Here is a 25022-nt window from a genome sequence, read left to right on the forward strand (position 1 = left end):
GCTCAGGAGCCTCCAAGCCAGAATGTGTCCGGCATGTAGACACCGAAATAGGAGGTCGGGTCGTAGCCGTAGAGTGCTTTGTCAGGCAGGTTGCGCAGCCGCGAGGATACCAGAATCGGCTGAAGTGTTTCGTTCACCGTACCGATAGAGAACACCTGATCGGTGTAGATCGACAGCATCGAGTTCCAGATTTCGGCGCGCTCGCTGGATTGGGTCGATCCGTTCCAGCGCTTGAGCAAAGCCATCAACTCGACCACTTCAGGAACATCGGGCGCCTCACCCATCTTGCCATGCGACAGATAGTAAGCGCCCCAGAGCGGCCATTGCAGCTGGTCGTCGATGGTGGGGGCCAACTGGTATGGATTCATGTCGGCGGTCGGCACGCCATTGTCGATGCCCGACGACATCGACATCAGGATCTGGCCGCCCAGCGCGCGGCTGCGGAAGATGTCGCGCTGCGAAGTCCGGATGAACAAAGCGATGCCGATCTTGCGCCAGTGATCGGTGATGAGTTCGAGCGCATCGGTTTCCAGCGTGCTTTCGCCGGCCGTTTCCACGATGATCTGCGCCGGGCGTCCATCGGGAAGTAGCCGCAGGCCGTCATCGTCACGGGCCTGAAGCCCGACCTCGTCAAGCAGTGCATTGGCCTGGTCGGGATCGTGGGCGACCCAGGCTTTCGCGAATTCCGGCCGGTAGAGCGGGCTCTCCGGCAAGACCGTATCGGCGCTTTCCTGCGCCAATCCGTAGAAGACGGCCATGTTGATCTCGCGCCGGTCCACAGCGAGCGAAAGGGCGCGGCGCACGCGCACGTCACGCAAAAGGCCACGCCACACCGGGTCGGCACAATTCAGATTGGGCATGAGCGCCAGCCGCGAACCCTGTGTGCGTTTCCACAGATGCATCTTCACCGGGTAGCGCTTCTCCGCGTCCTTCAGGAAGGAGTAATCGCTGAAGTCGATTCCCATGCATTGCAGGTCGCTCTCGCCCGCACCGGTCTTGGCGGAGATGATCGCCGACGAGCTGACATTCATGATGATCCGGTCGACATAGGGCAGTTGCCGGCCGTTCTCGTCTGTTCGATGAAAGAACGGGTTGCGCTCGAAGATGAACTGCTCGGCCGGCGGCTTGGTCCGGTTCTGCCAGGGGTCGAGCGTCGGCAGATCCGGGTTCTCCGGGCGATACTGCCGCGACATGCGGATATGCAGGAGCGTCCATTTCGCGGTCCGGTTCTCCTTCATCAGGCCGGCGAGCCGGAATGGATCCTGGTATTTCTTGTGGAACTGCTTGAGATAGGCGGCCGGCAAAACAAGCGGTGTCGGCGAAGCAGCGGCAAGCTTGGGCAGGAAGTCGGGATTGGGCGCGTCCCAACTGTAGCGGACCGTCAACGGATCGACGATCTCGAAACGTGGCGGCTTGCCGTCCGCCAGCAGGGCAGGGGCGAGCCCCCCTTGCGAAAGCTCATCGTTCAGCCAGACATCTTCCCAGCAATAACGAAAATCCTCCGGCGTCAGCAGGCTGCCGTCTGACCATTTATGGCCTTCCCGAATCTTGAACGTGAAGACGCGATCGTCCTTTACGTCGAAACTTTCGAGAATGTCGGCCTGAAAGTTAAGCTTTTCGTCATAGCCGACCAGCCGGGAATACCCGTAGATCGTCATCATCCGGATATCTTTCTGGCTGCCGATGATCGTACGCAGCGTGCCGCCATACTGGCCGGGCTGCCGGCCCATCGCGGCGAGGTTCAACGCGCGCGGGCTTTTGGGCAGGCGATCCGCGAGTGGCGGCAGAGCCCTGGCTTTCAGCTGCGGCTGAAGAAAATCCGGCTCCAGATCGCCGGCGCGCGCCGTGCCCGGCAGAAATGCCGAAGCCATGAGACCAAGGACAGTGCGGCGGCTGATCAATGGCGTAACTCGCTGACATCGGCCGAACGTCGGGCCAGCACGAGATGGCCGCCGCCGAGATCGAGCGGCGACAGCATATCCTCTTCGCCCTCGTCGCGGAATTGCGGGCCCCATGCGCTGGTGTCGGAAGCGCCGCCGAGCTTCAGCGTCTTGAAATCCATCGGCCGGTCGAGATCGGGGAAGGGGACTGCGGCGAGCAGTGAGCGCGTGTAGGGGTGGATCGGTTTCCTGAGCAGAATTTCGCGCGGTGCAAGCTCGACGATACGCCCGCCGCACATCACCGCGATGCGGTCCGCCATGTAGTCCACCACCGCCAGATTGTGGGATATGAACAGGTAGGTCAGGCCCAGTTCCTTCTGCAGGTCCTTCAGAAGGTTCAGGATCTGCGCCTGCACGGAGACATCGAGCGCCGAAACCGGCTCGTCGCAGATCAGCAGTTCAGGCCCCAGCGCCAAGGCGCGCGCAATGCCGATACGCTGACGCTGCCCGCCGGAGAAGCTGTGGGGATAACGCTGGATGAAGCGCGGATCGAGCCCGATTGCCTGCATCAGGCTCTTGACTGTGGCTAGCCGGGACGCGGCATTGCCACGTTGATGGATTTCCAGCGGCTCGCTCAAGATGTTTTCCACGGTCATGCGAGGCGAAAGCGACGAGACCGGATCCTGGAAAACCATCTGGAGTTTCGCCCGCAGCAAGCGCAGGGCGTCTCCCTCGGCTTCCAGGACGTCGATCGGTCCGTCGCGGCCGTTGAAGATCACGGAGCCGCCGGTAGGAGTGACGGCCCGCATCAGGATCTTGCTGACGGTGGTTTTGCCGCAGCCGCTTTCGCCAACCAGGCCCAGGCACTCACCTCGCCTGATGTCGAAGCTGACGCCGTCCACGGCGCGAACAGAGGTCTGATGGCTCCCGCTGAACCATCCGGAGTTGCGGATGGTGTAGACCTTTTTCAGATCCCTGACCGACAGCAGAATGTCGTCCGGCCCCTTCGCTTCCGGCGCCGTCTGCTTGCCCAGCAGGGTCCCGACATTCACCGGCACCTCGCGGAGCGCCTTCAGCCTTTCGCCAGGCTTCAGGTCGAAATGCGGGACGGCTGCCATGAGGCCCTTCAGGTAAGGGTGGCCTGGCCGGCGGAATATTGCCTCCACAGGGCCCGCTTCCATGATCTCGCCATGGTACATGACGACCACCTCGTCGGCGACATTGGCGACCACGCCGAGGTCGTGCGTGATCAGCAGCATTGCCATGTTGAGCTTGGTCTGGAGCCCACGAAGCAATTGCAGGATTTGCGCCTGGATGGTGACATCCAACGCCGTCGTTGGCTCGTCGGCGATCAACAGAGCGGGCCGGCAGATAAGCGCCATGGCGATCATGGCGCGTTGCCGCAATCCTCCCGAAAGTTCAAATGGATACATGTCGTAGGCGCGCTTGGGATTGGGAAACCCGACGAGGCCGAGCATTTCCTCGGTCCGTGCCTTGCGCTCCGTCCGATCCATGTGCGTATGAATCTGCAGGGATTCGCTGACCTGGTTGCCGATCGTGTGCAGCGGCGACAGCGATGTCATCGGCTCCTGAAAGATCTTGCCGATGCGGCTGCCTCTCAACGCCCGGATTTCGGGTCCGTCTCGCGGCATCTGCAGGATATCCTGCGTCGTGCCGGGCTTTTTGGGATCGGAAAACAGGATACGGCCGCGAACATGGGCCGTGTTCGGCAAGATGCCCATCACCGCCTGGCTGAGAACCGATTTTCCGGAACCGGACTCACCGACAAGTGCGGTGACCTTGCCGGGCAGGACGCGAAGATTTGCCCGCCTGACGGCATGCAACGGTCCCCCGACAATGGCAAAAGAGATGCCAACATCCTCGATCCGCAGCAGATCAACGCCTGCATCCATTCCCACACCAGCCCCAATCTGGCGCCTCCCGACCGGCCCCAAAAAGCAAGACTAGCGCATTGTCAGCGCAGAGCAACTTGGATTCGAAACGAATTCCCCGGCGACCGGCGGCCGGACAGCATACCAGGGCGTCCAGATCGGATGGTGGTGACTACTGGAGCTTCCTCCGGTCGCCCGCCGACAGCCGCGCGGCATCGCGATGAAGTAGCATGACCTGCTCGGCGTCCGATATCCGATCGTGAAACGGCTGCAGCGCAGCGTCTTCATCGAGTGCGAGAGCACCCGACAGATCGGGTGAAAGCACCGTCAGCTTCTGCTTGCTGCCCGCCAGTTCCTCCTCGCCGAGCGTCAGCCAACTGTTGGCCCCGCAATAACCGGCGAAGTCCTTGCTGGCGAGAACGCTGTGCGGATATTTCTTGGTGAGGGTCTGGAGACGCTGGACCTCGTTTACAGCCGAGCCGAAGACGGAGAATGTGAGTCGGTCGGTAAGCCCGACATTGCCGAACATCACATTGCCGACATGCAGGCCGATACCAAATTTTATGTCGCCCAGTCCTTGCTCTTTTCTGCGCAGATTGAGCTCCATCATGCGCATGCTGGCCTTGTGCGCAGCCGCAAGAGCAGCCTGGCAGGCGATCTCTGACTGCGCCCGGTGCCTTTCGCAGGGGTAGACGGCAATGAATCCATCCCCCAGGAAACTCATGATCTGCCCGCCTTTGCGATTGAAAGGTGCTGCGATGGCATCGAAAAACTGGTTCAGCGTATCGATATAGACTTCGCGGCCGGAGGTTTCGGCGAGCCTTGTCGACCCGCGCATATCGCCCATCACCAGCGCGGCCCGGATTGTGTCGCCCTCGCCGCGCTTGATCTGGCCGTCCAGCACGCGCCTGCCGGCGTCACCGCCGAGATACGTGGTCATCATGTTGTCGGCGAGCTTGGTGAGCACCGCCATCTTGCTTGCTATAGCGAGATGGTTCTGGATCCGCAGCAGCGCCGAAATCATGCTGTCGCTGAAGCCTGAAGCACTGTCGGTGGACCAGGACCCCAACATGCCCTGACTTGTATCGCCGTTGAAGGGATGGACGAAAGCCATGTAATCGGTGACGCCCATAAGCCTGAGCTCATCGAAAACAGGAAACTCCGACCGCACCGACGGGTCGAGCCGGCGCCGCAGATGGTCGAGCTTGTTGCTGAGCAGATGGTAGTATGGGCTGGTCAGGAATCTGTCGGAATGGACGCCGTTCTCACTCCGGAAGCCTTCCACTTCCAGGCCTTGGCCGCGAATCCAGGTGAAACCGAGCGCGTCATAAAGCGGATGCAGCATCGAAAAGCTCAAATGCACCCGCTTCAGCGGCAGGCCGGCAGCAGCCAGCCGTTCACAAAAACCCTTGACCAATGTTTCCAGGTCGTCGCCCGCCAGCGCCGATTGGGTCAGCCAATCGGCAACCTTATCCATGAGAATGTTGGAAATTTCTGCTTGCGCTGTGCTCATGCTATCTCGAAACCCGTCGAAGACGAGCCATCTCCTTTGATCCGCAAAATTCTCGAAGTCAACGAAGCCGGCTTCGGGGGCAGAAGCCGGCGAAGAATATCCCGAATGACTGTCCTTGCAGGAAGCAAGCAGACGTCGACCGCACAAATCACCTGCAACACTATGTGGCGAGGCTGCCGGCGAAGTGCAATCCCGATCCTGACATCGCGCAAATAATTGGTCGGCTCAGGCACCGTTGGGCTCGCCGGGTCTCAAGAACCATGGCCGCGGCGCATTGCGGAAAATCGATTCCCCAAGCCGTCATCAGACCGGCGCCTTCGCCTTCAGGCTTGCGGCAGCCATTGCATAGCCGCCGGCGGCGCCATCGATGAAGTGAACATGATCGCGCTGCAGCGGCGAGATGACGAGGCATGTCATCAAGGCCGACTTCTGGCGGTGAAGGCCATAGTTGCAGATGCCGGCCTCTTCCGCTTGTTTCAGCCGGTTCTCGATCCGCTGCAACACATCCGCGTCGACGTCGATGGTCATCTTCAAGCCGTCGTCGAACTTGCGGAAATCCGAATTGCTGGCCACCTCGCGCTTGTAGACCTTCGGATCGAAACCGCCGATCGTCCAGCCCAATTTGTCGGTGACGGCCGTAAGCGTCATCAGGAAGATCACCCACAGCTTGGCCAGCCACCGCCGCCCCGGCGGCGCCGTGGCCCGTGCCTCGACATCGAGACCGGCGGGCAAGAGACTATAGGCCGGACCGTCCACCGGCACCGGGTGGCCATCGCGCTCCTGCCTGCCGGCAAGGGTGATGATGTCGGAAGCCAGAAACTGGAAACCACGCAAGTCGCGCGATGCCCCGGGCACGGCTATGATCGAGACAATTTCGCCATGCCGGGCTTCGATCGGGTTCCAGCGGCAGGAGAGGCCCGTCAGATCCGGCCGCGCGCCGGCCGGGGCGGGGTCGACGCGGTAGCGCCCGGCTTTCATTTCGGCTTCCGCCCAACTGCCGCCGCCGCCGGCGAACATGGCATAGAAGGCTGCTTCGGAGGCCTGGAACCTCGCCACGCGAACGTCGAGGCCTTGCGCTCTTATGTCCTTTATCGGCACGATTGCGGCACGCAAGGTCAGGTCCAGTTCGTCCGCCACCCATCTCTGGACAGAAGCCAGCGCGATACGGGCGATCTCCAGCGCCGAGCCGGGAAACGCCACGAGCGCGCCGTCGCCGCCGAAGACGAAGGGAAGATCTTGCCGGCCCAGCGCGTTGAGAAGCGCCGAAATGACGCTGGCGCCGGCCATATTGACGGTTTTGTAGCGCCCGGCTTCGATCTCCTTGGTCGAGCCGACGATGTCGGCGGTGGCCAGGGCCCAGCCATCGGGGAGAGGCCGATAGTTGTCGATATCGGCAACGCTTTCGAACTTTGCGAAGACCGGCAAAGAAGCGACGAACGGGTCGGACGCGACTGCTGTTTCCATAAGCATCAGATAGCACATTCCAGCGCTTGAAGGTGAAGTCGATCATGCCTCGAAATTGACTTGGGCAGGCTTTGCGATGATAGGATCGCGCGATGCGAATTGCCTTCTACGCCCCGCTGAAGTCGCCCAATCATCCCGTTGTCTCCGGCGACCGCCAGATGGCACGGATGCTGGTCCAGGCGCTGCAGCATGGCGGGCATAGCGTCGAACTGGCATCGGAGTTGCGCTTCTATCTACGCCAGCCGGAACCGAAAAGTTTCCATGCGCTCGTGATCGAGGCGCGGGACGAAGCCGCGCGACTGACAAGGCTTTGGGACCGTGACGGCAAGCCCGATCTCTGGTTCTCCTATCATCCCTACTACAAGGCGCCCGACCTGATCGGGCCCGGGCTGGCGTTGGCCTTTGCCGTCCCCTATGTGACGGCCGAAGCCTCCTATTCCGAACGGCGCAACGCCGGTTCGTGGGCCGATAGCCAGGCATTGGTGGCGCGAGCCATCGAACAGGCGGCGCTGAACATCTGCTTCACGCAAAGGGATCGCCAGGGGCTGGCGGATGCTGTTCCCCACGCCGCTCTCGGTATGCTTTCACCCTTCATCGACACATCGGCATTCCACGAAATGCCGCTACTGGATTATCCGACGCGCCTCGTGACCGTCGCCATGATGCGCCCGGGCGACAAGGTCTTGAGCTATCGCATGCTGGCGCAGGCGCTCGGGTTGATCGGCCACCTCCCCTGGACGCTGTCGGTCGTCGGGGACGGACCTGCCCGTGACGAGGTAAAGGCTCAATTCGCCGGCTTGCCCGCCGACCGTATCGAATGGCTTGGCGCGATCGAGCCGGTCGCCGTGCCGGATGTCCTCTATAGCGGGGGAATCTACGTCTGGCCGGGTTACGGCGAGGCCTATGGCATTGCCTATCTTGAAGCACAGGCCGCCGGCCTTCCGGTGGTGGCTCAGGACATTGCCGGCGTGCCGGAGGTCGTGCGGCATGGCCAGACCGGGTTTCTCACCCCGCCGGGCGATGTGGCGGCGTTCGCTTCCGCCATCGCAAGGCTTCTGGCCAGTAATGACGAAAGAACCATCATGGCTGCAGAGGCCAGACGTTTCGTTCTGGAAGAACGCTCTCTCGGTGCTGCAAAGGCCCGTCTGGCGGAACTTCTCAAGATGATCCCGTTGTCATGACATCCGACCCGACTTGGCAGCCCCTGGTGGACGAGCTGGCGCACCGGCAACGGGCGGGCCGCAAGGCAGAGTTCTGGCTGCGCGACGATGACGCCGTGGATCCGACGCCGGCGCTCGATCGGTTGCTCGACCTCACCGGTGACTTCGCGGTGCCGGTCACTCTGGCCGTCATTCCGGCCCGGACCGACGGGACGCTTGTCCTCCGGCTTGACGCGGCGCCGCATGCCACGGTCGCCATTCATGGCTGGGCGCACCGAAATCATGCGCCCGAGGGTCAAAAAAAGCAGGAGCTTGGCGCGCATCGGCCACGCGAGGTGGTGCTGGATGAGCTGGCCGGCGGGCTGTCGCGTGTAAGCGGCCTGCACGGCGCACGTGCGGTTCCGATGCTGGTGCCGCCCTGGAACCGGATCGACGCCGGCCTGGTACCCGACCTCCGATCGATAGGATTTGCGGCATTGTCGGTGTTCGGGCCGCCAAGGCCGGCTTCCCTGGCGGTCATCAACAGCAATGTCGACATCATGGATTGGCATGGCACGCGCGGCTGCCGCGATCATGGTCTGTTGGTTCAGGCCATCGTCGCGCAATTGCAGCGTGCATTCGGCGGCGGCGAACCGGTCGGCCTGCTCACCCACCATCTCGTCCATGATGAATCGGCCTGGCTTTTCCTCGAACGGCTGTTCACGATCACCGCGCGGGCAGAAGGCTGCGCATGGCTTCCGATCAGCACACTGACAGAACGCAGCGCCGGAAAATAGCTCAGCGCTTTTTGTGCAAGACTGGAAATGTGAGCGTCTGGCCATCCCGCGCCGCAAAAGCGCCGGCAAATCTGTCTTTGGCCAGTTTCTCCATCTCGTCCAGCTCATCGTCGGTGCGTGCCGGATCGTGGTGAAACAGCGCAAGCCCGCGCGCGCCGGCCGCCTCGCAGAGCTTGACGCCCTGTTGCCATGTCGAGTGCCCGTTGCCGCGGTAGCGCTCCATTTCCTCCTCGGTGTAGGTGCAATCGTAAATGACGAGGTCGGCATTCTCGATCAGGCCGAGCACCGCCGGATCGAGTTTGCCCGGCTCGTGCTCGGTGTCTGTGATGACCGCCACGACGCGGCCACCCCATTCGACCCGGTAGCCGATGCAGCCGCCCGGATGGGTAAGACTACCGGTTCGCACCACCACCCCTTCGCGCGGCCGAAGCACGTCTCCGGATGCGAAATCGCGGCAGTCGAGGCTCGCCTTGCAGACACCGAGTGTCACCGGAAACCATGGCGGCCGAATGAATTCATCGACCATCTGCCGCGTCGTCATGCGTCCAGCCAGATGCCCGGACCAAAGCGTAACTTTGATGCCTCGTTCATAAATAGGCTTGAAAGCCGGCAGCCCGATGATGTGATCGTAATGGCAATGGGTGAAAAACAGGTCGAAATCGGTGACGCCCGCCGCCCGAAGCGTCCTGCCGGCAGGCCGCAAGCCGGAGCCCGCGTCGAACAGAAGCGTATGCTTGCCGCATTGCATCTCGATGCAGATCGTGTTGCCGCCATAGCGAGCAAATTCTGGCCCCGACACCGCAATGCTGCCGCGCACGCCCCAAAACCTGACAAGGAAGAAATCGTCGTCCATGCACCCTTTCGCCCATCGTAGCCAACCAACTGCTGCCAGAGTCGTTCCAGGAAAGGTGTGACACGGTTCCGGAAACTGCATCAAAACAAAGAAACAGAGCGGCTCGCCGCTTCAGTGCAACTGTGAATCGCTCTCGGCCGTTCGTGCGTCGATCAGGTCCGCGGTCGTACTGCTTAGCCTATCGGCAAGAACCCGCAATATCTCGATGGTCATTTCGGGAAACTCCTTCATAAGCCTCAGGAAATGGTCCTTGCGGATTCTCAAGGCCTCCAGCTCACTTGCCGCTTTGACGGTGGCAGTACGGGAGCTGTTGCACAATATGGCAATCTCGCCAACGATCGAATTTGGCAGCAATTCGGCAACTTTGATCGGCCCATTGTCGGAATCGACCAGAATATCCGCGCTGCCCGAAAGGATGACATAGGCGGCGTCTGCCTCGTCGCCCTGCCGGAAAAGAATCTGGCCGGCACTGTAGTTCACGCGATCGGACGTGAACGCGAGCAGCTTGAGCTTTGTCGGCTCGATGCCAGAGAACAAGGGAACGCGTTGCAGCATTCCAACTTCATCCTTGAGCAGCATTGTCGCAAACCTTCCTGAATTCGCGTTTGCCAGACTATGACACAAGTTCCTTGAAGATACCGTTTCCCGCCAAGAGTGTCTCGTGTGTTCCGTCTTCCACCAATTGGCCTGAGTCAAAGACCACAACCCGATCGAACATCGCCGCCATTGCCGGATTCGTCACCACCCACACAATTGCCGGCGAATGGCCGTCGCGTCTGGCTTCGTCGAGCACATTCCGCAACACTTTGTCCTGCACGCGCTGGTCGAGCGCCGACAGCGGCCGATTGAGAATGAGGAAATCGGGACGCTTGAGCAAGGCGCGGGCAACATCGAGCTTCTGTCGCTGTCCGCCGGTCAGCCGCCTGCCGGCGGCGCCGACGTTGAAGTCCAGGCCGACATCCAGAAGCTCGGCATAAAGTCCCAGTTCGTCAAGAATATCATAGACGATGGAGCGAATACGGTCCGGCGCGTCGGGATGGTTGTTGCCGACACGCCCGAACAGGACGTTGTCCATGACGGTGGCCGCGGCGATGTATTTGGCAGGATCAAACCGTTCGACAGCTTTCTCCAGCTCGGCCGGCAGGTTTTCATAGAACTGGTTGCGTGCAGCGATGATCTTGCTCATCAGCTCGTCGGTCAACAGGCCGAAGCGATGCCGGGGCTCGATATAGGCAAAGCTTAAGGTGACCATCATGGCGCGGTCGTTCTCCGAAACCGCATCGTAGGGGCGATTCTTGAGCCGTTGCAGCAAGGTTTCGTAGGCGGGTATCTCCTCGGCGCTCATGAAGGCGAGCTGCTGGAAGAACTGGTGTTCGGGCGGCAGGTCGGCAAACAGCTCGATCGCCTGTTCGGCGATCTCCATGCCCATTTCGTAGAGCGTGCGGTCGAGGCCGGCTTGCTTCAGCACGGAAGCAAAATAGGGATTGGACGCCAGTGCCTTGTGAGCCAGTTCGGGGCCGGCCGCGGCGCCGAAGAGCAGGTTCTGGCCGATCGTCGCTTCCTTGTTGTAGGCGCCCGGTTCAAAAGGAACCACCAGCGCGCTCAGGCCTTCTTCCTCCAACCGGGTTCGCAGCGCCGCACGCAATTCGACGATCCGCTCGGCAAGCTTCGTGTGGCGCTTGAGGTCGGCCGAAGAGCGCAAGCCAAGATCCAGAATGTCGCGCGACAGAAGAACCGCGTCGAGCACCCGGCGCACGGCTTCGAAGAGGTCGTGCGGGCCGGTGGCGCCGGCGGAGGCATAGTTGATCCAGTCGCTGCGGATATCGAGATCCGGATTGCCCGACCGGCGCGCCTCGTCGATATTCCAACGGTGCTGGTCCGCCGCTGCGCCGTCATATGTCACCGATGTCAGCGGCGCATGCTTCAAACCGTAGAGCAAATTGTCGCGCAGGCTTGCCTGGAACAGGAAAACATCCGACGAAGCGTAGGACATGCGCCGGCCGGTCACGGCTTCGGGGAGATCAAGCAAGTCATCGGAGCCCGAAACGATCCTTCCGCTGTCCGGCCAGGTCAGCCGCGCAAAGGCTTCCGCAAGCGCCTCCGCTCCCCCTGTTGCGGTGCTGACCAGAGCCACCGTCTCACCCGGCTTGACCTCGAGCGAGATGCGATTGAGGAGCATTGCGCCGCCATCGTCTGCTATCGACAGGCTGACCGCCGACAGCGGCTTGGTCATCGGATCGGGATCGTCGACCGTCAGTGCTCCGATTTCCGGCGCGATGATATTCTCGACGGTGAACTGTTCGACGACCTGCTGATATTTGACCTGGACATCCTGCCGGTCCTGATCCCAGTCGATCAGTTCCTTCATCGGTCCGGGCAAGTCCTTGTAAGCGCCGATCACGGCCACGAGCTGGCCGACATCCAACCTCCCCTGGATGACCAGATAGCCACCGATCATGTAAAACAGAAAGGGCGTGAGCTGCGCGAGAAAATTGTTGAGGAACTTTACCATGAATTTCCATTGGTAAAGATCGAAGCGGATTTTGAAGATGAGCCCGAGCCGGGCTGCTATGTCGGCGCGCTCGTAGTTCGACGTATCGTGGACGTGAACCGCGCCGATGCCGTCGACGATTTCGCCAACCCGGCCTGAAAGCGCGCGCGCCGTCAACTGCCGCTGGCGCCCGAGCACGAGCAGCCGCCGCCGCATTCGCGGGATAAGCACGATCTGGATCGCCACGATCACGACCGCTATCATTCCGAGCCAGACGTTCTGGACCATGATGAACAGCATGGCCGTCAGCGCCTGGCCGCCGAGCAGCACCGGCTGCAGGAAGGCATCGCCAATGAAGCCGCCCAGCGGCTCCACCTCGTCCTTCACCATGGTCGCCACTTCGGCGGATTTCACCCGCTTGAAGTAAACCGGCGGAAACCGCAGCACACGATCGACCAGATCGAAACGAATACGCCGCAGCATGCGTTCGCCGAGCCGGCCCTTGTAAGTGTTGATGTAGAGCTTGAACAAGCCGTTGATGACGACCAGCAAGAGGAACACAAGGCTGAGCGCAAGCAGGGTCGAGGTGCGGTCCAGTTGAAAACCGGAGAAGAACTGGACCTCGCCGATGAACGGCAGGTTATAGTGCAACCGCATGAATGGCAGGGTCGCGCCCGGTTGCTCGAACCCCTTGCCCTGGATCGGGCCGTTGACGATCAGCTTCGGCAGGTCGAACGACATGAAATACGGGACCATCGAAAGCACGACGATCATCAATATCCAGAGCTGCTGCTTCCTGGTGTGCGTCCAGATATAGCGGGCTAGGCTGGTTTCCATATGCGATTGTCAGTTTGAAGGATGCGGAATGTAAAGGCACCTGCTGGCAAATGGTGTATCGGCCATGTCTTCGCCGCCAACGACGAGCTCAAAGCGGCAGCTGCGCGCCAGGCGGATGGGCGCCGATGGTCCGGACAAATGCAATCGGCCTCCTCCGGTCAATGGCGAAACGGGTTGCGGCACAGTCGCGTCCGCAAGTCGAACAGGCTTGCAAGAGGCAAGATTGCGTTGTGTCGCCCGAAATCCCAACATAGAAGACGAATATGATGGATGTCACGCAACCACGCAATGCCGGCATGGGTGGGCATGAGCAAGCCCTGGACCTCACGCGGGGAATTGCCGCCTATGTCGACCACCCTCTCGTGGCCGGGCTGGCGCGCGTCATCGCCAAGCATCCGCAGGCCGATATCGCCAATGCCTTCAACCACAAGCAGGTCGCCTGCAAGATGTGGGCGCTCGACAGGCTGTTCGAAAGCTGCGGCGGCCGGTTCGAGCGCATATGGGTTCTGGGTGGATGGTACGGCGTATTGCCGGCGATGCTTTTCAATGACGCCCGCTTCGACATCGGGGCGATCGACAGCATCGACATCGATCCCGAAGTCGGCGCGGTCGCCCGGACACTCAACCGGCAAGCCGGCGAGCGGTTTCAAGCGCTGACGGCAGATATGTACGCACTCGACTATGGCGCCGGCCGACCCGACCTGGTGGTCAATACGAGCTGCGAACACATAGCCGATCTCAGCGCCTGGCTTGCCCTGCTTCCGCGGGGTACGAACGTGCTGCTGCAGTCGAACGACTATTTCAGCGAGCCGACGCACATCAACTGCGTGGCGTCACTTGCAGCCTTCGAAGCAATGGCGGCGCTGCGGCAGATCAGGTTCTCCGGCGAATTGCCGACAAAAAATTATACACGCTTCATGCTGATTGGAACTGTTTGAAGCGCTCGCGCAGGATTTGCGCCGAGCGCCGCGCCCCTTCCAGATCGAGACGATGCGAGGCTGGCGGCGGTCCCGCAAGCGCCTGCTCGATCGCATGCGCCAGACCTTCAGGCGTCAGGTCCTGTTCCGTCAGCACCGTTGCAAGACCGAGCTCTTCGAGCATCAGAGCGCGACGCGTCTGCTCGGTTTCCCCGCCGGCTGCAAATGGAACGAGCAGCGAGCGACACCCCGCGCGCATGACATCGCAGACCGTGTTGTAACCCGCCTGCGAGACCGACAGGCGGGCGCCGGTCAGCAGGCTGGCGAAATCCTCGCGGAACCGGAAGATGGACAGGCGTGGGGAGGCATCGCGTGAAATCGCGTCAAACTCGTCCTTCGGCAGGTTTGGGCCGGTGATCAAACACCATGTCCAGGCGTTGTCGGCATTTCGCGCCGCCGCGACGGTGGATCTGACAAGGCTCTTTCCGGCCGCCCCGCCGCCAACCGACACCAGAACGTCGAAGCGCTCTGAGGCCGCTTGCGCCGGCGGCGCAGCAACGAGCCCGGTGTAGGCGACCTCGGCCCTGATCGCCCCAGCCAGCGGAAATGTCTTGTCGATGGTTGCGAAAGCCGGATCGCCATGGACCATGACAAGATCGAAATGCCTGTTGACGAGATCGACCGTTTCTTCGTTTCGGCTCGGCTTCACGCGCTCCTGAAGGATGTCGCGGACGGACGCCGCCAGCAGCGGTCTGGGCGATGTCGCTTCGATGGCCTCGATCAGTGGCAAGAGTTCGAAACGCATCTGCCGGCGTCCAAAGGGAAACGCCTCGATAATGACGATGTCGGGCCTGTAATCCCGGAAAGCCTGCAGCAGCATCTCTGAGCGCCGCCTCTTGAAATCATCGTCGATGGCTTTGCCCTGCAGGTCGACAAGTCCGGAAAATCCTTCGTCACCGGAGGTGACAGGCGGCAGGGTCACGGATTTTACACCCGATCCCGGAAATCCCGCGATCGGCGCTCCGCCGGTCACGACGGTGACGTCGAACCCGTCATCGACCAGAGCCGCCGCAATGCGGCTGGCGCGCGCGAGATGGCCGATGCCGAGCAGGTGCTGAACATAGAAGAAAGCGCGCAGCCGCTTCATTCGGCGGCCCGCCACTCCCGCTCGAACAGTTCCTTGAGCTGTCCAATGCCTGCCACATGGTCGAAATTGCTTCGCACGCGCCGCTCCGCGGCGTCGCCGAGGCGGGCGCGCAGGACGGGATCGCGGATCAGGCGCTCCAGCGCCTGTGCCAGGGCAGTCGGGTTTTCCGAGGGAATCAGCAGCCCGGTTTCATCCGACGATAAAAGCTCCGGCACGCCGGAAATATCGGTCGACACGCAGGCAAGCCGCTGGCTGGCCGCCTCCACCAGAACATTCGGCAGGCCGTCCCGGTCGCCGTCCGCGGTGATCCTGCAGGCCAAAGCGAAGATGTCGGCGCTGCGGTAGTGCTCAAGCACCTCCTCCTGCGCCAGCGCGCCTTTCCAGGAGACGCGCCCCTCCAGCCCGAGCCTTTGCGCCAGCGCCTTCAGCCGGTTCAGTTCCTCGCCGCCACCGATATGCTCGAAACACCACGCCAGATCGCCAGGCAAGAGGGCAAGAGCCTCCAGCAACGTATCATAGCCTTTCTTTTCAACGGCGCGTCCGACACTCAAGATCATGACCGGTTCGGCCGGCGCCGAGCCGTCACGCTGTTTTCGCGCCTCGCCGAAACTGCCGAAGCGGTCAAGGTCGAGCCCATGATAGCTCAGATGCACGGACGAACTGCCGTTGGCGAGTTTTTTCAGATGGTCGAAGCCGGTTTTCGTGCACGTGACCGTCCAGCGCGCCGAGGAAAGCTTGCCGGCCAGATCCCAGTCCGCCGACGTCCAGATGTCCTTGGCATGGGCTGAGCAGCTCCAGGGCAAGCCACGAAGCTGGCTGGCATAGCGCGTCACCGATGCCGGCGTGTGCGCGAAATGGGCATGCAGCCATCCGGCATCTTGCGGCCATTCGGCCGCCAGCACCAGCGCTTGCCCGAAGCGGCGCGCGCGATTGCGCGTAAAGTCGCGGCGGATATCGGCAGCGAGCGATTTGAGCGCGCGCCAGAAGCCAGGCCGCGGCAGACAGGCAAACAGCGATCGAACCACGCGCAGCGGCTCTCTGTGCAGATATTCCGGCAGATAATGGACGGGGGCCTTGATCTCGTCATGCACGGGATGACGTTTTGCGTCGGTCGGCCGCCTGAGCGCGAAAAGTATCAGGTCCAACCCCGCACGCTCCAGACCGAGCAGCTCCTGCGCGATGAAGGTTTCCGACAGCCGCGGGTAGCCCTTCAGAACCACGACGATCTTGCGGTGTTGCAACTCAGTTCATGCCTTCAATGACCGAAAGGTGATGGCCGGCCCGCCGGTCGAGCAGTTCCGCGACGATTTCGGAAATATGAGGCAGCCCTTCCAGCGTCAGATGCGCATTGCTCTGCGATGGGCGGGGCCGGCCCGGCAAAACCTGCAGCGCATCGGCAAACCGCTGGGCATCCTCGGCTTCCTCAGGCAAAAGCATCTCGATGAGGCCGAGTTCGGCTGCGCGCCGTGCCCGGATCAGCTGTTCCTCGCGCGGCGTGACGCGCGGCACGATCAGCGCCGGCTTGTCGAAAGACAGTATCTCGCAATAGGTGTTGTAACCGCCCATCGCCACCACCGCCTTGGCGCCGGCAATCAGCTCTTCCATCCGGTTGTCGAATTCGATGATCTTGACATAGGGGATCTTGGCCCCTTTCCTGACCAGCTTGTTGCGCTTGCGCGCCGGCATGTAAGGCCCAAGCACGATCAGCGCCCTGTGCTGCAATCGCGGATCCTGCTGATAGGCCTCGATGACGTTGTGGATCAGGTCGGCGCCGTCACCACCGCCACCGGTGGTAACCAGGATATAGTCGCCCTCGGGCCGGTGGCCGGGCAATTGGTTCTGCTGCAGGCTCCGTTGCAGGAAACCGACGAACTTCATCTTTGCCCTGACCGCCGGCGGCACGTCCAGGCCGGTCAACGGATCGTAGAAATCCGGCGGGCCATAGACCCAGACCTTGTCGTAGAACAGGCCAATCTTGCGCATCACATCCCTGCGTGCCCACTCCGCTTCGAGCAAATGCGGCGCGTCCATCACCTCGCGCAGGCCAAGCACGAGCGTGGTGCCCCGCGTCTTGAGGTAGGACAGCGTATCCTCGATCTCTCCGCGCAGCCCCAGCGGTTCCTTGTCAACGATGAAGATATCCGGCCGGAAGCTCTCGGCTGTGTGGCGAATAATCGACTGCCGCATCCTGAGCGTCTCATGCAGATCGATGTCCTTTTCCAGCGAGGTGTATTCGCCGTTGCGCAACTTGATGACGCTGGGGATCTTCACGAAGTCGACGCGGGCGCGGTAGTCGAAGGCGCCGGCGATGGTGGCGCCCGAAATGATTAGCACCTGAAGTCCGCGGAAATCCCCGACCAGCGAATGAGCGATCGTTCGGCAACGCTGCAAATGGCCGAGCCCGAACGTGTCGTGGCTGTACATGAGAATTCGTGCGTCTTTTGCGTGCTGTGTCATTGTGAACGTCTTTTAGAATTCTCGCCGGACCGTGGGCAACCCCGCAGGCTTCGAAACCATTCTCACGGGTCTATCGACCTGTTTTGAAACATGGGGGCGAGAGGTACGCAACGGCATTCTTCACCAGGTCACGAATGCCAGGGGCGCTGATTGTGGCGCCATGCCTTGTCTTCGCCGACGATAGACGGCCCGAGCACAAATCTCTGTCATGAGGCTTGACCCCGTGGAATTAAATGCCCTGCGGCCTGAGGCAGGCAAAGCGCACATTGCGAAAAATCAAGGGCGACCAAGGCGAAACGAGGCTGCCGCACATTGTGAGGAGAACCCGCACCTTGGGAAAATGCTTCATAATCCATCGAAACACAACGGCCGCCAGAGGCCGCACGTTGCGGCCTTTTATCCTGCCATCAGCCTTGGCCTGTGGCAAGCGTCCGGTCCTTGCACCGTTGAAGCTGGTGCAATCTCGCGTCATGCCGGCTTTCTCCGTCATGTGGAGGATAGCTGCGGCCCCAATGAGATTCGTCAGCCAGGCGACCCATTCGCCAGATCCGTCACAAAGCTTTGCGTGAACACGCCGGCCGGAAGGACGGCTACGCCAACCTTGCCCTTGTCGTCCTCGGCGTTGCCAGCAGCAGACTTGTCTCGCTGCCGGTTATCCCCGGGATGAGCCGTATCCGCCTAAGCACCGCGTCGAAATCGGTGAGCGACGCCGTTCCGAGTTCGACCACCAGGTCCCAGCGGCCATTGGTGGTGTGAATGGTCGAAACCTCGGCGAGGCCGCCGAGCGCCCGGACCACGCGGTCGGCGGCATGGCCCTCGATCTCGATCATCATCACGCCGCGTATCCGCTGGTCGACCGCGTCGGCGCGCAGCACCACCGTGTAGCCGATGATCTCGCCCGTTTTTTCCAGCCGCTCCATGCGCGCCCTGACCGTGGCGCGCGACACCCCGAGATCGACCGCGAGATCGGAGATGCTGCGCCGGGCATCATGCCTGAGCAGCGTGACCAGCCTTTCGTCGAGCAAGTCCATGATTCTATCCACTTTGACCAAACTGACTTATCGAATTGATAAATCATTCTTCTCGAAATGCCAATTTCGCCTGTTCATACTGCCGGGCCGGGATGGTTCATTCCACGCATCAACCGCCCAATCAATTTACAAGGACAACAAGAACCATGCGCTGCAGGATCGTTGGCGCGCCGGTGCAGGACGGCGCCGGCAGGATGGGATGCGAGATGGGGCCGAGCGCGCTGCGAACGGCCGGGCTTGTCTCGGTGCTCTCGGAACTCGGCCATGACGTCGAGGACTGGGGCGCGGTGCAACCGGCCGCCGTGCGCGCAATCGTCCACGGCAATCTCGCGCTGAAGGCCCTGCCGGAGATTTCCGCCTGGACGGCGGCAATTGCCGAGACCGCCTATGCGGCTTCGCGAGACGCCATGCCGATCTTCCTTGGCGGCGACCACGCGATATCGGCCGGCACGGTGTCGGGCATAGCCCGCCGCGCCGCCGAACGCGGCCGGCCGCTCTTCGTGCTGTGGCTCGACGCACATCCCGATTTCCACACGCTCGATACCACCGTCAGCGGCAATCTGCACGGCGTGCCGCTCGCCTATGCCAGCGGCCGGCCGGGCTTCAACGGTTATTTCCCGGACCTGCCTGTCGCCGTCGACCCTGCCCACATCTGCGTCATGGGCCTGCGCAGCGTCGATCCGGCGGAGCGCCGGGCGCTGAGCGAAGCGGGGGTTACCGTGCACGACATGCGCACCATTGACGAGCACGGCGTTGCACCTTTGCTGCGCGCCTTCCTGGCCATCGTCGAAAAGGAAAACGGCCTGCTGCATGTCAGCCTCGACGTCGACTTCCTCGACCCCTCCATCGCGCCGGCCGTCGGCACCACCGTGCCCGGCGGCGCCACCTTCCGCGAGGCGCATCTGGTGATGGAGATGCTGTCCGACAGCGGCCTGGTCTCCAGCCTCGATCTGGTCGAGCTCAACCCGTTCCTCGACGAGCGCGGCCGCACCGCCACGCTGATTGTCGACCTCGCCGCCAGCCTGATGGGCCGGCGCATCATGGACCGCCCGACCCGCAGCCATTCGGGAAGCATTGCATGACCCAGCCTTCCCGCCTTGCCATCGTCCCCTTCGTCAGCGTCGACCGCATGATGAAGCTGGTGCTGACCATCGGCGTCGAGCGGTTCCTCACCGAACTCGCCGCCTATATCGAGGAGGATTTTCGCCGCTGGGAGCTGTTCGACAAGACGCCGCGCATCGCCTCGCACAGCCATGACGGCGTCATCGAACTGATGCCGACCAGCGACGGCCGGCTATACGGCTTCAAGTATGTCAACGGCCATCCCAAGAACATGCGCGAGGGGCGCCAGACCGTCACCGCCTTCGGCGTGCTCGCCGATGTCGGCTCCGGCTATCCGATGCTGCTCACCGAAATGACGATCCTGACGGCGCTGCGCACCGCGGCGACCTCCGCTGTCGCGGCCAAATATCTGGCGCCGAAAGGCGCGCGCTCGATGGCCATCATCGGCAATGGCGCCCAGTCCGAATTCCAGGCTGTCGCCTTCAAAGCGCTGCTCGGCATCGACCGGCTGCGGCTCTACGACATTGACCGCTCGGCTTCGGAAAAATGCGCCCGCAACCTCGCCGGCAAAGGCTTTGACATCACCATCTGCGCCACCGGCCAGGATGCTGTGGAAGGAGTCGACATCATCACCACGGTGACCGCCGACAAGCTGTCCGCCACCATTCTGACCGACAACATGGTCGGTTCCGGCGTGCACATCAACGCGGTCGGCGGCGACTGCCCCGGCAAGACGGAACTGCACCGCGACATCCTTTTGCGCTCCGACATCTTCGTCGAGTTCTCGCCGCAGACGCGCATCGAGGGCGAAATCCAGCAGCTCCACGCCGACCATCCGGTGACCGAGTTGTGGCAGGTGATGACCGGCAAGGCGGAAGGCCGCAAGACGGCGGAACAGATCACCTTGTTCGATTCCGTCGGCTTCGCCACCGAGGATTTTTCCGCACTGCGCTATATCAGAGACCAGCTTCAGGCCACCGGCCTCTACGAGGAGCTCGACCTGCTCGCCGATCCCGACGAGCCGCGCGACCTCTTCGGCATGCTGCTCAGGGCAGCGCTGCAGCCGGCAGCCGCCTGAGGGGCTTCAGCCGCGCAACGGCGCGCAGCTCTCCCGTTCGACGAGCACCGGGGTGAGCACTTCGCGGCGCGAATGCGCCGCCGGCTCGGCAACCCGCTCGAGCAGCAGGCTGACCGCCCGCGTGCCGATCTTCTCGACCGGCTGTGCGATCGTCGTCAGTGGCGGCCAGGTGGTGACGGCATAGGGTATGTCGTCGAAGCCGATCATCGACATGTCGCCGGGGACCCGCAATCCGCGCCCGCGCAGCACTGTCAGCGCGCCCATGGCCATCAGATCGTTACAGGCAAACAGCGCCGTGATCCCCGGCGCCTGCGCCATCAGCCGCTCCATCGCCATGCGGCCGCCGGCGAAGTGGTAGTCGGAATCCACCACCGAGGCCGGCGGCAGGTCGAGGCCGGCTTCCTGCAGCGCCCTGGCGAAGCCGCGCAGGCGGGCGGGGCTGGAGCTGGAATCGCGCGGGCCGCCGATGACGCCGATCTTCTCGTGACCGAGCCCGGCCAGATAGCGGCCGGCGAGATAGCCGCCATAATCGTGATCGACCAGCACGGAATCGACATTGACCGAATGGATCTCGCGGTCGATCAGCACCGCCGGCACGCCGGGCAGAAGGCTGGAGAACACCCGCGCATGATCGGACGAGCCGGCAAAGATCAGCCCGTCGATCTGCTTGGCCATCAGCACCTGGAGGTAGCGCTCCTCCTTCTCGGCGCTGCCGTCGGAGTTGCACAGGATCACCGTATAGCCGGCAAGGAAGCCGGCATCCTCGATCTGGCGTGCCACGCCGGCGAAGAACGGATTGGAATTGTCCGGCAGCAGCAGGCCGATGGTCTTGGTCTCGCCGCGCCTCAGGCTGCGCGCCAGCGTGTTCGGGCTGTAGCGCAAGGCGGCGATGGCCGAATGCACGCGCTCGGCCGTCTCAGGCTCGACATGGCGCGTGCGGTTCATCACATGCGAGACGGTTGCGACCGACACTCCGGCATGGCGCGCGACATCGGCAATCGTCGTCATTTCTTGTCCCCTGACTCGATTAGCCTAATGATTGCGTAACCGGATGTGTCGCACGCTAGAGCGCAGCTTTCGAGTGTCAATGTCCCTTTGAGCAACCTGCTGAGCGGAGCGATCTGCCGCCAAGAAAAAGCCGCAAGGCTGGGTGCTTGGTGGTCGACCTGTTGTCGCAACCGGATAAGGTTCGAGAGCCGGGAACTGCTCAATCGCCAACGATCGGAACAACGATGCGACTTCTCCTTGTCGAGGACGACCCACGCACCGCCGACTATGTCGTCAAGGGCCTTGGCGAGGCAGGCCATATCTGCGACCTCAGGCGCGATGGCCGCGACGCGCTGTTTGCCGCGACACGCGACGCCTATGACGTGATCGTCGTCGACCGCATGCTGCCCGGCCTCGACGGCCTGTCGATGATCAAGGCGGTGCGGGCAGCGGGCGTGCGTACGCCGGCGATCTTTCTGACCTCGGTCGGCGGCGTCGACGACAGGGTTGAAGGGCTCGAGGCCGGCGGCGACGACTATCTCGTCAAGCCATTCGCCTTTTCCGAACTGCTCGCCCGCATCAACGCGCTCGGCCGTCGCCCTGCGGTGCAGGAGCTGAAGACGACGCTGCGCATCGCCGACCTCGAAATGGACCTGATCCAGCGCCGCGTCACCAGGCAGGGCCAGGCGATCGACCTGCAGCCGCGCGAATTCAGCCTGCTCGAAGTGCTGATGCGCGGCGAGGGCCGCGTCATCACCCGCACCATGCTTCTGGAACGGGTCTGGGATTTTCACTTCGACCCCAAGACCAGCGTCGTCGAAACCCATATCAGCCGGCTGCGCGCCAAGATCGACAGGCCGTTCGAAACCGCGTTGATCCACACCGTGCGCAGCACTGGCTACAGTGTTCACGACTGAGGCGCGGCATGACAGAAACTTGCCATGACTGAAGCTTGTAATGACTGAAACGCACTATGACTGAGACAGGCTCTCGCCTGCTGCGCAGCACGCCGTTTCGGCTGGCCCTGACCTTCGCCTTGCTGTTCGTGCTCGCCTTCATCCTGTCAGGCGCCATCGTCTACCAGCTGATGAGCGCGGATCTTGCCGAGCAGCTCGACCAGTCGGTCAAGGAGACCTATTCGGTCGTGGCGGTGACCTATGCCGGAAACCACCGGGAGGATCTGGTTTCGGCAGTCGACAGCCACGCCGCGCTCAGCCCGAGCAAGGAACAGCTGTTCTCGCTCACCGATCCCGCCGGCAATCGCCTGGCCGGGAATTTCACCGCCGCCGACCTTCCGGATGGCTTTTCCGATTTTGCCGCTTCCCTGCCAGGCGTTGCGCCGGACACTATGTACCGCGCCTGGACCGGTTCGGTCGGGCCCAACAGCCTGACAATTGCCTTTTCGCTTTCCGAAACCGAGGAGCTGGAACGCATCGTTTTGATGAACTTCGGCTGGGCCACCCTGATCATTTCAGGGCTGGCGGTGGCTGGCGGCGCCTTGCTGGCGTCGCGTGTGCAGCGTCGCCTCGACGGCATTGCCACCACCATGGACGATGTCTCCAACGGCCGGCTCGACGCCCGCATTCCACTGCTCGGCAATGGCGACGACATTGACGGCGTCTCGCGCCAGGTCAACGCCGCGCTGGAGCGGCTGGCGGCGCTGGTGGACGGCATGCGCCAGGTCAGCGCCGACATCGCGCATGATCTGAAGACGCCGCTCAACCGGCTGCAGATGATTTTGGAAGCTGCGGCCGACAGGACCGCGCGGGGTGAGGCCGTTGCCGATGAGCTGGCGGAGGCACGTGGGGAAAGCCTGCAGATCAACGATACTTTCGATGCGCTGTTGCGTATTGCCCAGATCGAGGCCGGCGCCCGCAAGGCGCGCTTTGTCGATCTCGACCTCACCGGCGTCATCGATGCCATTGCCGAAATCTACGCCGGTGTCGCCGAGGATGACGGCAAGTCGCTGTCGGCCACGATCGTCCACGGCACGCCATGCCTGGTCCACGGCGACCGCGACCTGCTGACGCAATTGTTTGCCAATCTGGTTGAGAACGCGCTGCGGCATTGCCCCGATGGCACGGCAATCCTTCTATCGGTGCGGCGGCAAGGCGACCGCATTCTGGCTGAGGTCGCCGACAATGGCCCCGGCATCCCGGCGCAGGAGCGCGAAAAAGTGTTCCAGCGGCTCTACCGGCTCGACTCCAGCCGCACCACGCCCGGCAGCGGCCTGGGCCTCAGCCTTGTGCGGGCCATCGCCGACCTGCATGGTGCAACGATTGCGCTGGAGGATCGCCGGCCTGGGCTGGCGGTAATTGTCGGGTTTCCTCGGGCGGAGGGCACCGGTCCCGGCTTGAAATGACAACGCCAGAGCCAGGTCGACCCCACTCCGTCGAGCGAAGCAGCGACGGAGTGGGGGAAGGCGCTCATGAAACGCCAAGTCGCTGACAACTTTCTCCAAGTTGATGATCGCATCCGACAAAGGCGGTCGCGATTAGCCTTGCACATGTTTCCACCCGGAACGGCTGCGGGTTGATCAAGATGACCGTTGAACCTATCGGCCCACCGCACCCCGGCGAAAATCCGAGGGCGACATCCCTGCCAGCTTGCGGAAGGATTTGTTGAAGGCGCTGAGCGAGCCGAAGCCTGAATCCATGGCGACGCGCAGCACATTGGCGTCTTCATGCATCAGCAGCGCCTGCGCGTAGCTCAGCCGCAGCAGATTCATATATTCGTTGAGCGTCATGCCGGTCGATTTCTTGAAAATGCTCATGGCGTATTTGGGATGGATGTCGGCCGCCGCCGCGATGTCGACGCAGTCTATGTCGTAGAGGAAATTCTCGGCGATGAAGTCGCACATGCGACCGACATTGCGCAACGATTGCTGGTCGAACGGGCCGCCGGGTTCCTGGCCGATGGCGGTTTCCGGCACCAGCCGGTAGGGCTCGAAGCGCACCCGCTCCAACCGCAGCAGCAGCTCGTTCACGGCGTGCTCGGTTATCGCCGCATCGCCCGAGCGGAAATAGCGGTTCCAGCGCTCGAAATTGTGATGGTCGGCCTGGTCGGTCGCCGATGTCACCAGCGTGGCGCCGGTCATCAGCCTGTGGCGGACATCCGTCGGCAGATGCAGGCGGAAGAAATGCACCAGCGGCAGATGCGCGCCGGCATAGATGGCGTCGTCGGAGAGATCGTCCATCTGGTGCGGCAGCCCGCCCCAGAACAGGCACATGTCGCCGGCCGACAGCGAGATCTCGTGCTCGTTCATGCGGTAATGCACGCTGCCGCGGACGATGAAATTGACCTCGACCTGGGCATGCCAGTGCGGCTTCAGCATCACCAGCGGATGGTTGTGAAACATCTGCAAAGCCATCGGCAGGCCTTCGACGCTGCTGGCGCCAGGCTGGTAAAACGGCCGTTCCGGCATCTTACTTTCCGCCCATCTTTTATTCCCGTTGTCAGGGACAAGCCTTCCGCGCC

At 62.4% G+C, this 25022-nt stretch carries 21 protein-coding genes; 7 read left to right on the forward strand and 14 right to left on the reverse strand.

The features are described 5' to 3' along the window. Positions 1-2: 2 nt before the first annotated feature. The 4 genes from NKI05_RS23990 to NKI05_RS24005 form a co-directional block, all read right to left on the reverse strand. Complete coding sequence (locus NKI05_RS23990) at positions 3-1901, reverse strand: ABC transporter substrate-binding protein (RefSeq protein ID WP_023816109.1); 1899 nt, start codon at positions 1899-1901, stop codon at positions 3-5. Beyond that, positions 1898-3793, reverse strand: coding sequence for an ABC transporter ATP-binding protein (locus tag NKI05_RS23995; protein ID WP_023672138.1), 1896 nt, complete (start codon positions 3791-3793; stop codon positions 1898-1900). Before NKI05_RS23995 ends, NKI05_RS23990 begins: the two co-directional genes overlap by 4 nt. 151 nt (positions 3794-3944) lie before the next feature. Further along, a complete protein-coding gene (locus tag NKI05_RS24000) occupies positions 3945-5285 on the reverse strand; it encodes an adenylate/guanylate cyclase domain-containing protein (RefSeq protein WP_023672139.1) in 1341 nt (446 codons plus the stop codon). Positions 5286-5588: 303 nt separating this feature from the next. Continuing rightward, entirely contained in the window at positions 5589-6767 is a 1179-nt protein-coding gene (locus NKI05_RS24005; RefSeq protein WP_196814920.1) for a DUF3095 domain-containing protein, read from the reverse strand. 74 nt (positions 6768-6841) lie between these two features. On the opposite strand from NKI05_RS24005, the gene NKI05_RS24010 reads away from it, so the two are divergent. Together NKI05_RS24010 and NKI05_RS24015 are read left to right on the forward strand one after the other, a co-directional pair. After that, positions 6842-7930 carry a glycosyltransferase family 4 protein gene (locus NKI05_RS24010; RefSeq protein WP_023816112.1) on the forward strand — a complete coding sequence of 363 codons (1089 nt, stop codon included), beginning with the start codon at positions 6842-6844 and terminating at the stop codon, positions 7928-7930. After that, entirely contained in the window at positions 7927-8685 is a 759-nt protein-coding gene (locus tag NKI05_RS24015; RefSeq protein WP_023816113.1) for a polysaccharide deacetylase family protein, read from the forward strand. The genes NKI05_RS24010 and NKI05_RS24015 overlap by 4 nt, the downstream gene beginning before the upstream one ends. Before the next feature lies 1 nt (position 8686). Here the strand turns inward: NKI05_RS24015 and NKI05_RS24020 are convergent, their stop codons facing one another. From NKI05_RS24020 to NKI05_RS24030, 3 genes are all read right to left on the reverse strand, one after another. Next, on the reverse strand, positions 8687-9538 hold the full coding sequence (locus NKI05_RS24020; protein ID WP_023816114.1) for an MBL fold metallo-hydrolase: 852 nt from the start codon (positions 9536-9538) through the stop codon (positions 8687-8689). 111 nt (positions 9539-9649) lie between these two features. Then, the gene (locus NKI05_RS24025) at positions 9650-10117 is read right to left on the reverse strand and encodes a cyclic nucleotide-binding domain-containing protein (protein WP_023672144.1); all 468 of its coding nucleotides are present in this window, start codon (positions 10115-10117) and stop codon (positions 9650-9652) included. Positions 10118-10151: 34 nt separating this feature from the next. Then, complete coding sequence (locus NKI05_RS24030; RefSeq protein ID WP_023706793.1) at positions 10152-12866, reverse strand: ABC transporter transmembrane domain-containing protein; 2715 nt, start codon at positions 12864-12866, stop codon at positions 10152-10154. A 266-nt stretch (positions 12867-13132) separates the two neighbouring features. On the opposite strand from NKI05_RS24030, the gene NKI05_RS24035 reads away from it, so the two are divergent. After that, positions 13133-13804 (forward strand): class I SAM-dependent methyltransferase, encoded by a 672-nt coding sequence (locus NKI05_RS24035; protein ID WP_081727413.1) that lies wholly within the window; start codon positions 13133-13135, stop codon positions 13802-13804. Here the strand turns inward: NKI05_RS24035 and NKI05_RS24040 are convergent. The 5 genes from NKI05_RS24040 to NKI05_RS24060 all read right to left on the reverse strand — a co-directional run bounded on the left by NKI05_RS24040 (position 13782) and on the right by NKI05_RS24060 (position 18418). After that, on the reverse strand, positions 13782-14930 hold the full coding sequence (locus NKI05_RS24040; protein WP_023706791.1) for a glycosyltransferase family protein: 1149 nt from the start codon (positions 14928-14930) through the stop codon (positions 13782-13784). The two genes, NKI05_RS24035 and NKI05_RS24040, sit on opposite strands and share 23 nt — an antisense overlap. Continuing rightward, entirely contained in the window at positions 14927-16171 is a 1245-nt protein-coding gene (locus NKI05_RS24045; protein ID WP_023706790.1) for a glycosyltransferase, read from the reverse strand. Before NKI05_RS24045 ends, NKI05_RS24040 begins: the two co-directional genes overlap by 4 nt. 1 nt (position 16172) lies before the next feature. Then, complete coding sequence (locus NKI05_RS24050; protein WP_023752843.1) at positions 16173-17387, reverse strand: glycosyltransferase family protein; 1215 nt, start codon at positions 17385-17387, stop codon at positions 16173-16175. A 229-nt stretch (positions 17388-17616) separates the two neighbouring features. Further along, positions 17617-17877: a hypothetical protein gene (locus tag NKI05_RS24055; RefSeq protein WP_023816115.1), complete on the reverse strand. Its 261-nt coding sequence runs from the start codon at positions 17875-17877 to the stop codon at positions 17617-17619. A 100-nt stretch (positions 17878-17977) separates the two neighbouring features. Beyond that, positions 17978-18418: an Lrp/AsnC family transcriptional regulator gene (locus tag NKI05_RS24060; protein WP_023685065.1), complete on the reverse strand. Its 441-nt coding sequence runs from the start codon at positions 18416-18418 to the stop codon at positions 17978-17980. Between the two features lie 146 nt (positions 18419-18564). Here NKI05_RS24060 and rocF point away from each other — a divergent pair, with 146 nt between their 5' ends. Together rocF and ocd are read left to right on the forward strand one after the other, a co-directional pair. Beyond that, positions 18565-19500 carry an arginase gene (gene rocF / locus NKI05_RS24065; RefSeq protein WP_023816116.1) on the forward strand — a complete coding sequence of 312 codons (936 nt, stop codon included), beginning with the start codon at positions 18565-18567 and terminating at the stop codon, positions 19498-19500. Continuing rightward, positions 19497-20558 (forward strand): ornithine cyclodeaminase, encoded by a 1062-nt coding sequence (ocd, locus tag NKI05_RS24070; protein ID WP_023692901.1) that lies wholly within the window; start codon positions 19497-19499, stop codon positions 20556-20558. Before rocF ends, ocd begins: the two co-directional genes overlap by 4 nt. 6 nt (positions 20559-20564) lie before the next feature. On the opposite strand, the gene NKI05_RS24075 is transcribed toward ocd, so the two are convergent. Further along, positions 20565-21566, reverse strand: coding sequence for a LacI family DNA-binding transcriptional regulator (locus NKI05_RS24075; protein ID WP_023692902.1), 1002 nt, complete (start codon positions 21564-21566; stop codon positions 20565-20567). Positions 21567-21790: 224 nt separating this feature from the next. Here NKI05_RS24075 and NKI05_RS24080 point away from each other — a divergent pair, with 224 nt between their 5' ends. After that, positions 21791-22462: a winged helix-turn-helix domain-containing protein gene (locus NKI05_RS24080; RefSeq protein ID WP_023742038.1), complete on the forward strand. Its 672-nt coding sequence runs from the start codon at positions 21791-21793 to the stop codon at positions 22460-22462. A gap of 56 nt (positions 22463-22518) precedes the next feature. After that, positions 22519-23907: a HAMP domain-containing sensor histidine kinase gene (locus NKI05_RS24085; protein WP_352793300.1), complete on the forward strand. Its 1389-nt coding sequence runs from the start codon at positions 22519-22521 to the stop codon at positions 23905-23907. Positions 23908-24099: 192 nt separating this feature from the next. On the opposite strand, the gene NKI05_RS24090 is transcribed toward NKI05_RS24085, so the two are convergent. Then, positions 24100-24969, reverse strand: a complete 870-nt coding sequence (locus tag NKI05_RS24090) for a helix-turn-helix domain-containing protein (protein WP_023672161.1) — start codon at positions 24967-24969, stop codon at positions 24100-24102. Positions 24970-25022 lie beyond the last annotated feature (53 nt).

This window comes from Mesorhizobium sp. M0771, from assembly GCF_040320155.1.
In the GTDB taxonomy this organism is placed as follows: domain Bacteria; phylum Pseudomonadota; class Alphaproteobacteria; order Rhizobiales; family Rhizobiaceae; genus Mesorhizobium.